This is a genomic window from Roseateles sp. (assembly GCF_031397715.1).
Classification (GTDB): Bacteria; Pseudomonadota; Gammaproteobacteria; order Burkholderiales; family Burkholderiaceae_C; genus Paucibacter_A.
On the sequence record NZ_JANNMI010000167.1, the window covers coordinates 1 to 10,412 of the forward strand.

Annotated in this window: 10 protein-coding genes; all 10 read left to right on the top strand. The window is 62.9% G+C overall.

Annotated features, from left to right (window positions below; all coding sequences use genetic code 11):
* Positions 1–584: 584 nt before the first annotated feature.
* On the top strand, positions 585–1,460 hold the full coding sequence (locus RMO57_RS07185; protein WP_310385389.1) for a branched-chain amino acid ABC transporter permease: 876 nt from the start codon (positions 585–587) through the stop codon (positions 1,458–1,460).
* Positions 1,461–1,470: 10 nt separating this feature from the next.
* The gene (locus RMO57_RS07190) at positions 1,471–2,547 is read left to right on the top strand and encodes a branched-chain amino acid ABC transporter permease (RefSeq protein WP_310385391.1); all 1,077 of its coding nucleotides are present in this window, start codon (positions 1,471–1,473) and stop codon (positions 2,545–2,547) included.
* 1 nt (position 2,548) lies between these two features.
* Complete coding sequence (locus RMO57_RS07195; protein WP_310385393.1) at positions 2,549–3,307, top strand: ABC transporter ATP-binding protein; 759 nt, start codon at positions 2,549–2,551, stop codon at positions 3,305–3,307.
* Positions 3,308–3,315: 8 nt separating this feature from the next.
* Positions 3,316–4,089 (top strand): ABC transporter ATP-binding protein, encoded by a 774-nt coding sequence (locus RMO57_RS07200; protein WP_310385395.1) that lies wholly within the window; start codon positions 3,316–3,318, stop codon positions 4,087–4,089.
* 105 nt (positions 4,090–4,194) lie between these two features.
* A complete protein-coding gene (locus RMO57_RS07205; RefSeq protein WP_414896388.1) occupies positions 4,195–5,958 on the top strand; it encodes an AMP-dependent synthetase/ligase in 1,764 nt (587 codons plus the stop codon).
* Positions 5,959–5,983: 25 nt separating this feature from the next.
* A complete protein-coding gene (locus tag RMO57_RS07210) occupies positions 5,984–7,135 on the top strand; it encodes an acyl-CoA dehydrogenase family protein (RefSeq protein ID WP_310385399.1) in 1,152 nt (383 codons plus the stop codon).
* 40 nt (positions 7,136–7,175) lie between these two features.
* Complete coding sequence (locus RMO57_RS07215; protein ID WP_310385400.1) at positions 7,176–7,316, top strand: hypothetical protein; 141 nt, start codon at positions 7,176–7,178, stop codon at positions 7,314–7,316.
* 41 nt (positions 7,317–7,357) lie between these two features.
* Positions 7,358–8,554, top strand: a complete 1,197-nt coding sequence (locus RMO57_RS07220; protein ID WP_310385401.1) for a CoA transferase — start codon at positions 7,358–7,360, stop codon at positions 8,552–8,554.
* Positions 8,555–8,736: 182 nt separating this feature from the next.
* Positions 8,737–9,720, top strand: a complete 984-nt coding sequence (locus RMO57_RS07225; RefSeq protein WP_310385402.1) for a nitronate monooxygenase — start codon at positions 8,737–8,739, stop codon at positions 9,718–9,720.
* A gap of 57 nt (positions 9,721–9,777) precedes the next feature.
* Positions 9,778–10,412, top strand: a 635-nt coding sequence (locus RMO57_RS07230) for an AMP-binding protein (protein WP_310385403.1), incomplete at its 3' end; no start/stop codon positions are given.

The window sequence follows — 10,412 nt, forward strand, 5'->3', positions numbered from 1 at the left end:
CAAGTCGCGCAGTATGCCGGCGCGCTGCAGGAGGTGTGGCGACGGCTGCGGTACCTGCAGCTTGCGCGCAGGCAGCCCGGGCTTGTGCGGAGTCGCTGGTAACCCGTTGCGAGTGGGCGGTCGGTTCGTCGTCATCACGCCTGGGGTGGGGAGGGAGTCGCTATTATGTTCAGCTTGACTCCTCCGCTGCAAGAATAATCGTAACTTCACTCCGATGGGTCGGTCGCCTGGCACGCGAGTCCACTCGTCGCTTCCGACGATGCAGCGATCCGGCGGCGACGCGCCAGTGGCTGGTCCGGGCGCTCGATGCCATGCCGCCGTTCGAGCGGCGCCGGGGCAAGAAGGCGCCCTTCATCAGCGCATGGCAGCGCTGCGCAAAGTGCGGCACTCGTCGCTTCCGACGAGGCGCTAATCGGGATCTGCTTCATATGCTCGGCGAACTCATTACAAGGAGGAGGGTTCGCTGAAAGGCAGCGTCGCCTGTGTGCAATTGCTGGTGTAGCAGGTGCGGATCGCGGACAAGTCGATCTGCTGGCGCCAGCGTCGAACATCGGGTGCCAGACCGGGATGCGCCAGTCATTCATATGCAGGTAGTACAGGTCACCATCAGCGGCGTTGCGCTCGGTTGCATCTATGGACTGGTGGCCTTGGGCTTCGTGCTGATATACAAGGCCACCGAGGTGGTCAACTTCGCCCAGGGCGACGTCTTGATGCTCGGCGGCTTCGTCGCCTACACCTTTGCCACGCTCTGGCACCTGCCTTTCTGGATGATGGTGCCTTTGACGGTGCTGACGCTGGCGCTGTTCGGCGCGGCGTTCGAGCACGGGGTGTTGCGCCACGTCATCGGCCAGCCGACCTTCGCCGCAGTCATGGTGACGATGGGGGCGGGTTATGCGATGCGCGGCCTGGTCACCATGGTGCCTGGCTGGGGCACCGATACGCGGCTGCTGAAGATGCCGTTCAGCGACACCTTCGTGCGTCAGGGCGGGCTGAGCGTCGCGATGGACCATATCGCCATCATCCTGACGACGGCCGTGCTTTGCGGCTTGCTCTACCTGCTGTTCAAGAAGACCCGGATCGGCATCGCCATGAACGCCTCTTCGCAGAACCAGCTGGCGGCCTATTACGTCGGGATTCCCGTGCAGCAGATGCACACGCTGATCTGGGCCATCGCCGCGGGGATTGCAGCCGTTGCCGGGATCCTGTTGGCGCCGATCACCTTCGTGCACAGCAACATGGGATTCATCGCACTCAACGCTTTTCCTGCTGCGGTCGTGGGCGGTTTCGGCAGCATTCCCGGTGCATTGGTAGGCGGCGTGATCATCGGCGTGGTCGAGTCGCTGGCGGGATACCTGCTGCCCGAGGGCTTCAAAGCCGTGGCGCCGCATCTGGTGGTACTGCTGGTCCTGATGATCAAACCATCGGGAATATTCTCCGCGATGAGCAAGAAGAAGGTTTGAGGGAGCCGCCATGCGTTATGTGTTCAAGACCCGCTACGAGCAGGACCTGCGCATGTTTCGCGATGGCGTTCAGGCAAGCTGGTATCTGTTTCTGGTCGTCGTGCTGTTGCTGGCGCCGTTGCTGTTGGGAAACTACCTGCTGAGCCTGCTCAGTTTCATTCTCATCTACAGTATCGTCGGCATCGGCCTGATGCTGCTGATCGGTTTTACCGGGCAAATGTCGATCGGGCACGCGGCATTTTTCGCGGTTGGGGCCTACACCGAGGCCGTGCTGCAGGGCTACGGCTGGCCGTTCATCGCTACGGCGCCCTGCGCCATAGCGCTGGCTGCGGTCGCTGGTTTCGTGATCGGCTTGCCGACGCTGCGCTTGACGGGGATCTACCTGGCGATCGCGACCATGTCCTTTGGCTTCATCGTCGAAGAGGTTATCGCGCGTTGGGAGTCGGTCACCGGCGGCAATGCGGGCAAGGCCGTGCCCAGCTTGAAGTTGATCGTCGGGCCGCTGAACGGCAGCGTTCCCATGTACCTGCTGTGCCTGGTCTGCGTCGTCAGCGTTGGTCTGGTTGCGCGCAATCTGTTGCGTTCGCCCTCCGGCCGCGCCTTCATTGCCATTCGGGACTCCGAGGTGTCGGCCCAAAGCATGGGCATCAACCTGGCGCGCTACAAGACGCGGGCATTCGCGATTTCGGCGGCGATGACCGGCCTGGCCGGTGCGCTCTACGCGCACCAGATCAAGTTCCTCGGGCCGGACCAGTTCACGCTGCTGGTGTCGGTGGAGTTCCTGATGATGGTGGTCATCGGCGGCATGGGCTCGCTGCGCGGAGCCGTGTTCGGCGCCATCTTCATGATTGCCCTGCCCCAACTCATCGGTCAAGCCAAGGCCTTTCTGCCAGCGGCGGTGGCGGAACAGACCGGCTTGAACGCGGCGGCGTTCGGCATCATCACCGTGCTCTTCGTCCTGTTCGAGCCGCTGGGCCTGAACGGCCGCTGGATCAAGATCCAAACCTGGTTCTCACTGTTCCCTACCTACAGGAAGGGCATGTTCAAACGCAAGAAGTCCTATACCAAGTCCGAGCGGCTGGCCTGACATGAGCTTCTTCAAGGTCGCGAACATCACGAAGCGCTTCGGCGGCCTGACGGCCGTCGACAACATCAGCTTCGAGGTGGAGAAGGGTGAGATATTTACCATCATCGGCCCCAACGGTGCCGGCAAGACGACGATCTTCAACCTGATCAGCCTGATCTACCCCCTGTCAAGCGGCCGTATCCTGTTGGAGGAGGAGGACCTTACCGGCATCGCCCCGCATCGGGTGGGTGCTGCAGGGATCGGACGCACGTTCCAGAACATCGAGTTGTTCGAGCACGCGACGGTGCTGCAGAATCTCCTCGTCGGCTGCCACACCCATACGCACACCAGCCTGCTCGCCGAAATGCTCTATTTGCCGCGCCTGCAGCGCAAGGAGGTGCAGCTGCGGCGACGCGTCGAGGAGGTGATCGACTTCCTCGACCTGCAGAGCGTGCGCGACAGCCTGGTCGATGGTCTGCCCTACGGCGTGCGCAAGGTGGTGGAGCTGGGGCGTGCCCTGTGCATGCAGCCGAAACTGCTGCTGCTGGACGAACCTTCCTCGGGCCTGAATGTGGAAGAGACGGACGACATGGCATTCTGGATCCAGGACATACGCGATGACCTCGGCATCACCGTGCTGATGGTGGAACACGACATGGGCCTGGTCTCCCGCGTTTCGGATCGCGTATTGGCCGTCAGCGAAGGGCGGTCGCTGGCCATCGGCACGCCGGCCGAGGTGCAGTCCGATCCGGCCGTCATGACGGCCTATCTCGGCAAGTGAGGGCGGTGATGAACGAACCCATCCTGCGTCTTGTCAATATCGAGTCGAGTTATGGCCCGGTGCGCGCCATCCGCGGCGTGAGCCTGGAAGTTGCGCGCGGCGCCATCGTGACCGTACTCGGCACCAACGGTGCGGGAAAGTCCACGATCCTCAAGACCATCTCGGGGATCCTCGATCCCGACAAGGGCCAGGTCTTCTTCGAGGGTCAACTGATCAACGGCAAGCCGGCGAACTGGATCGTCCGCCAGGGCATCAGCCACGTGCCGGAAGGGCGGGAGATTTTTCCGCTGCTGACGGTACACGAGCACCTCCTCATGGGCGCCTACACGCGCATGGACGCGGATGTGGTCAAGCGCGACATCGAGCGCATGTACGCGTACTTCCCCATCCTCAAGGCCAGACGCGATCAGGAAGCCCAGCAGCTGTCCGGCGGCGAACAGCAGATGCTGGCCATCGCCCGGGCGCTGATGGCCAGGCCCAAGCTGCTGTTGCTCGACGAACCGAGTCTGGGGCTTTCGCCCAAGTTGGTGAAGGAGATCTTCGAGATCATCGTCCGCATCAACGCCGAGGAGGGGACCACCATGCTGCTGGTAGAGCAGAACGCCGCCATTGCGCTCGCGTGCGCGCAGTTCGGTTACGTCCTGGAAGTTGGGCGCATCGTGCTGGAGGATACCAGCGAGCGCCTGCTGCAGAAAGAGGACGTGCGGGAGTTCTTCCTGGGCATGAAGTCGGATGCAGTGCGCGGTGAGCGACGCTGGAAGAGGAAGAAGCAGTGGCGATAGTGACGAAGGAACGGGCGCATGGCACATAGGAGTGTGGCAACTGGGTCGGGGTCGGCGCCCGTGTTTCCTCAGGGCGACACGATTGCGAAGCGCTTTTGGAGCGCAGTGCAGTTGCGCAACGACAACATAGCCTTGCGCCAGAAGCACATGGGCATATGGGAAGAAGTGCGCTGGCGCGACTACGGGGCGCATGCGCGCCGTGTCGCCATGGCACTGGCGGCGTTGGGCTTCGAGCCGGGCGACACGGCAGCCATCCTCTCGAATACCCGGCGCGAGTGGGTCTATGCAGATTGGGGGGTGTTGCTCGCGGGTGGCGTGTCGGTTGGCATCTATCCGACCGATGCCGCGGAGCAAGTCCGGTACGTGGTGCAGGACGCCGGCGTCAGCATCCTCTTCGTCGAGGACGAGGAGCAGCTCGACAAGGCGCTGGAGGTCCGCGCCTTATGCCCTGGACTGAGACGGATCGTGGTGTTCGACATGGAGGGCCTGCGCCGCTTTCATGATCCGGCGGTCACCAGCCTGGAGGCGCTGTCGGACGCGGGAGCCGTCCACGACCAGACGCATCCGGGCGACTTCGAGCGTCGGCTGGCATCGCGCGCCGCGGGCGACCTGGCGATCCTGGTGTACACCTCGGGCACGACGGGCAAGCCCAAGGGCGCGATGATGTCGAACAGTAACCTCCTGCGGGTGATGGAGGTGTTCCCCATCCCGCAGGACGAAAGCGACGACAAAGTCACCTACCTGCCGATGTGCCACATCGCCGAGCGCATGATCGGATCCCTGTTGACCGTGCAGTTCGGCGCGCGCATGAACTTCGTCGAGAACCCGGAGACGCTGGCGGCCAACATCTGCGAGATCGCGCCGACGCAATTTCTCGGTGTGCCGCGCATCTGGGAGAAGTTCTACTCCACCATGGCGATCCGCATGAAGGAGGCGACGCCGATCGGGCGCTGGGCCTATGCGTTGGCGCTGCGGGCCGGCTATCGGGTGTCCGACGCGCGTCTGGCCGGCAGGGAGCCGGGCCTGCTGGCGCGAGCCGCCAATGGGCTGGCGGGAGCGCTGGTATTTGGCAACATGCGGCGCATGATGGGCCTGAACAAGGTTCGCTTTGCCATGACGGGCGCCGCGCCCATATCGCCGGAGCTGATCCGCTGGTACGGCGCCATCGGCGTTGCCCTCTATGAGGGCTGGGGCATGACGGAAACCAGCGGCGGCGGTACGCTGAACCTTCCGGGCGCTGCGCGTATTGGCACGGTAGGCAAGCCGCTCTCGGTCAACGAGGTGAAGTTGTCGCCCGAGGGCGAGGTACTCGTGCGTGGGTCCAACATCATCATGGGCTACTTGAACCAGCCGGAGAAGACGCGCGAGACCATAGACGCCGAGGGCTGGCTGCACACCGGTGATGTCGGCACGGTGGACGCAGACGGCTACTACCGCATCGTCGACCGCATGAAGGACATCATCATCACCGCCGGCGGCAAGAACGTCACGCCCAGCGAAATCGAGAACGACCTGAAGTTCTCGCCCTACATTGCCGACGCAGTGGTCATCGGCGACCGCAGGCCTTACCTGACCTGCCTGGTGATGATTGACCACGACAACGTCGAGCAGTACGCTCAGGAGCGTTCGGTACCCTTCTCCAGTTATGCCAGCCTCTGTCAGACCGCTGAAGTGCGCGATCTCATCGGACAGGAGATTGCAAAGGTCAATGCCAAGTTCGCCCGCGTCGAACAGATCAAGACCTTCCGTCTGATCGAACAGAAGCTCACCGCCGAGGACGAGGAGTTGACCGCGACCATGAAATTGAAGCGCAAGACGGTCGAGCGCAAGTATGCCGACCTGATCAACGATATGTACTCGAGTAACTGACGGAAAGTTCAGGAGGAACCCAAGCATGATCCGTGACCAGGAAACCTTGAACTCGCTGCTCGACACGGTCTCGCGCTTCGTACGCGACCGCCTGGTGCCGGCCGAACAGCTCGTCGCGGAGACCGACGAGATTCCCGAGGATATCGTCGCCGAGATGAAGGCCATCGGCCTGTTCGGCCTGACCATCCCCGAAGAGTACGGCGGTCTGGGCGTCACCATGGAGGAAGAGGCGCTCCTGATGATGGAGATGGGCAAGACCTCACCGGCTTTTCGCTCGTTGTTCGGCACCACGGTCGGTATTGGCTCGCAGGGCATCCTGATCGACGGCACGATGGCACAGCGGGCCGCGTATCTGCCCCGCCTGGCCACGGGGGAAATCATCGCCTCGTTTGCCCTCACCGAGCCGGAGGCCGGCTCGGACGCGGCGTCATTGCGCACGACGGCGATCCTCGATGGCGACCACTACGTGATCAATGGCACCAAGCGCTACATCACCAACGCGCCGCACGCTGGCATCTTCACGGTGATGGCGCGCACCGATCTGGCAGACAAAGGCGCCGCTGGTGTCTCCGCCTTCATCGTCGAGGCCGACCGGCCGGGAATCAGCCTTGGCAAGTACGACAAGAAGATGGGCCAGCGTGGTTCCCACACCTGTGATGTGATATTCGAGAACTGCCGGGTGCCGGTTGCCAACATCATCGGGGGCATTCCGGGCCGGGGCTTCAAGACGGCGATGAAGGTGCTGGAGAAGGGCCGCATCCATATTGCCGCGATGTGCGTCGGCGTCGCGGCGCGTATGCTCGATGACGCACTGCACTACGCCATGGAGCGCAAGCAGTTTGGTCAGCCCATCGCCGAGTTCCAGCTGGTGCAAGCCATGCTGGCCGACAGCAAGGCCGAGCTGTACGCTGCGCAGTGCATGACGCTGGACGCCGCCCGACGGCGCGATCGCGGCGAGAACGTCAGCACCGAGGCGTCCTGCTGCAAGATGTTCGCCTCGGAAATGTGCGGACGCGTGGCCGACCGTGCGGTGCAGATTTTTGGCGGGGCAGGCTACCTCAGCGACTACGGCATAGAGCGTTTTTACCGCGACGTACGCCTGTTCCGGATCTACGAGGGAACGACACAGATCCAACAGATCGTCATCGCGCGCAATATGGTGAAAGCAGCCTCGTGAATACCGGCGACTTGATCGCCATGGTCGCAATGGCTTATTGATGGCAGCGCATCTCTCCGCTTGCCGCCATTTCGTCGATGCGCCCGTGCTGTCGAATTTCGAGGGTGCCGCGGAAGCCTTGGCATTGAAGGTCATTGCGCGCAGCATACTTGAAGAGGCACTGCGAGCGGAGGCGGCGTAAGGCGCGACAACCATATGGTGAATACAGGCATACTGGCAGGAATGCGTGTGGTCGAGGCCTCGGCCTTCGTCGCTGCTCCGCTGGGGGGCATGACGTTGGCGCAGCTTGGCGCCGACGTGATACGCATCGACGATTTGCAAGGTGGACTCGATTACCGGCGCTGGCCTGTCACCGCGGACAACATCAGCCTGTTCTGGTGCGGGTTGAACAAATCGAAGCGATCGGTGGCCCTCGACATTGGCTCTGTGCAAGGCCGCGAACTGGCGATGGCGATCATCTGTGCCGACGGCGACGACGCGGGCATGTTGCTGACGAATTTCCCGCCCCGAGGCTGGCTCTCTAATGAAGCCCTGTGTAGCCGGCGCCGCGATCTCATCCAACTGACAATTCAGGGCAACCGTCAAGGCCGCTCGGCGGTCGACTACACGGTCAATCCGATGATGGGTCTGCCGTCGCTGACGGGGCCCGAAGATAGTGCGGATGTAGTGAACCATGTGCTGCCGGCCTGGGACGTCGCCACTGGCCACCTGGCTGCGGCGGGCCTGCTCGCGGCGGAGCGGCACAGACGGCGGACAGGGGAGGGGCAGCACGTGAAGCTTGCCCTCGAAGACGTGGCCCTGGCGACGATGGGTCATCTCGGCTTTGTCGCTGAAGCCCAGCTCGGCCATCCGCGCGAACGCGTGGGAAATTACCTGTATGGGGCGTTCGGACGCGATTTCCTTTGCGCCGACGGGCAACGGGTGATGGTCGTTGGACTGACGCGTAAGCAATGGCGTTCGTTGTGCGATGCGACGGGAATCAGCGACGCCCTGTCCCGACTGGAGACGCGGCTCGGCCTCGACTTGCGGATGGAAGGCGACCGCTATAGGGCGCGGCGGGAGATCGCCGAGCTGGTCGGTGGCTGGATTGCACGGCGCAGCTTGCAGGAAGTTGCCGCCGCCTTCGACACGCAAGGCGTTGCCTGGAGCCGCTACCAAACGGTCAGTCAGCTGGTGGCTGGGGATGATGCCTGCTCGGCGGCCAATCCCCTGTTCACCACGACGGATCAGCCTGGCGTCGGCAGCTATCTGGCGCCGGGCACCCCACTGGCATTCTCGGCGTTCGCCCGCGTTCCTGCCGAGCCGGCACCACGGCTGGGCGAGCATACGGAAGAGGTGCTGTGCGGATTGCTGGGCATGGGCAGCAGTGAATTTGCAAGGCTGCATGACCAGGGTATCGTTGCCGGACCCCAGCCCTGAACCTAGGCGAGTGGCTCGTGCGAGCGGAGGCAACTATGACCCAGGATGACGATATGGATCTAGCGCATATTCCGGCGACGGAGGAAAGCGCGGCGATCATGCAGGCGCTCGACTACGGGTAGCGAATTCGCTCAGTCCGACCAAAATTAAGTCAACTACATTCTCTCAAAGGATTTCTCCAAATGGCCCTTGACCCCTCCGTCAGATCGCTGCTCACGCTGCCGGCAATCTGCGCGCCAATGTTCCTGGTCAGTGGCCCCGACCTCGTGCGCGAAGCGTGCAAGGCGGGAGTGATGGGAGTGTTGCCCTGGCATAACGCGCGCAGCTTCGAGGAGTTCGAAAATTGGCTGAAAGCACTGAGACAGTCATTCAATGCGCATGAGCAGCAGGCTGGACGACCATGCGGACCGCTGGCCGTGAATTTGGCAGCGCGCCTTCCCGAAAACGAAATCGACGCATACTACGACCTGTGCGCGCGATACGGTGTGCGTGTTGTCATCACCGTAGCCGGCGACCCAACGGTCATGATCAGGCGTGCACACGATGTTGGCTTGCTGGTTTACCACGACATCACGAGCCTTCGGTTCGCTCAGAAGGCGATCGCAGCCGGTGCGGACGGTCTGATCTGCATTGGTGCAGGCGGCGGCGGGCACTCCGGTACGCTGAGCCACCTCGCATTGATTCGCGCGGTACGTGCCATCTACGACGGCACCATCGTGATGGCGGGCGCGGTGAGCGACGGCGCCACGATCCGCGCCGCAGAGGTGCTGGGCGCCGACCTGGCTTATCTCGGTACGCGTTTTATCGCGACACAGGAGGCGATGGCGCCTCAGGCGTACAAGGAGATGTTGGTCGCCAGCACCTCCAGCGACTTGAGATACACAGAACGTATATCCGGGGTACACGCCAACTGGCTCGTGCCCTCTGTCCGACAGGCCGGTCTTGACCCTGACAAGCTTCCCCTGCCCTTGGGCCGTGGCATACGGCATGACCACCTGCCGCCGGGGGCACAACCATGGAAGGACGTCTGGAGCGCTGGACAGGGTATTGACCTGATCGACGACATCCCCAGCGTCCATGATCTGGTTCTGCGCCTGCGCCGGGAGTATCTTGTGGCCTGCCAGACACCCGACATGGCTGCCGCCGCAAGCGCTGGTCTGCCGTAAAGCAACCGTATGGGCATTCGGTGGAGTTGTGGCGGCAAGCCGTGTACACGTGGAACCATGAACTCCCCACTTCCTTCGCTGCAACAGACCGGCATCCACACCTTGGCCGACATTCCGCGCGTGTACGCCGGCACCCGAGCGGACCATCCGGCGCTGATCTTCGAGAATCGCATCAGTACCTATAGTCAGTGGGACGAGCGCAGCAACCAGGTCGCCCAGGGCCTGATGGCCGCGCTTTCGGCTCCGCAAGCGCATTTCGGTTACCTGGCCAAGAACTCCGACCGTTTCTTCGACGTTTACCTCGGTGCGGCCAAGTCGCGCATGGTCATCGTTCCGGTGAACTGGCGCCTGGCCGCGCCGGAAATCGCCTTCATTGTCGACGATGCACAGGTCGAGATGCTGTTCGTCGACCGTGCGCACCTGCCCGTCGTCCAAGCCGTGCGTGCGCAGCTGCCGCGTCTCAAGACCTTGGTCTGTATCGACGGTCCAGCCGAAGATTGCCTCGATTACGACGCCTGGCTCAGCCTGCTACCGGCCATCGACCCGGCCACCGCGGCCATCGCCGACGACACGGTGATCCAGTTGTATACCTCCGGCACCACGGGGCTGCCCAAGGGTGTTCAGATCACCAACCGCAATATCGTAGCCGGGCTTGGCATGGTCGACCACGCGGACATCGGCCGCTGGCACCC

Bases quoted from the DNA above. Each gene is read 5' to 3' on its own strand.
- RMO57_RS07185 (WP_310385389.1), top strand. From the start codon at position 585: ATGCAGGTAGTACAGGTCACCATCAGCGGCGTTGCGCTCGGTTGCATC.
- RMO57_RS07190 (WP_310385391.1), top strand. From the start codon at position 1,471: ATGCGTTATGTGTTCAAGACCCGCTACGAGCAGGACCTGCGCATGTTT.
- RMO57_RS07195 (WP_310385393.1), top strand. From the start codon at position 2,549: ATGAGCTTCTTCAAGGTCGCGAACATCACGAAGCGCTTCGGCGGCCTG.
- RMO57_RS07200 (WP_310385395.1), top strand. From the start codon at position 3,316: ATGAACGAACCCATCCTGCGTCTTGTCAATATCGAGTCGAGTTATGGC.
- RMO57_RS07210 (WP_310385399.1), top strand. From the start codon at position 5,984: ATGATCCGTGACCAGGAAACCTTGAACTCGCTGCTCGACACGGTCTCG.
- RMO57_RS07215 (WP_310385400.1), top strand. From the start codon at position 7,176: ATGGCAGCGCATCTCTCCGCTTGCCGCCATTTCGTCGATGCGCCCGTG.
- RMO57_RS07220 (WP_310385401.1), top strand. From the start codon at position 7,358: ATGCGTGTGGTCGAGGCCTCGGCCTTCGTCGCTGCTCCGCTGGGGGGC.
- RMO57_RS07225 (WP_310385402.1), top strand. From the start codon at position 8,737: ATGGCCCTTGACCCCTCCGTCAGATCGCTGCTCACGCTGCCGGCAATC.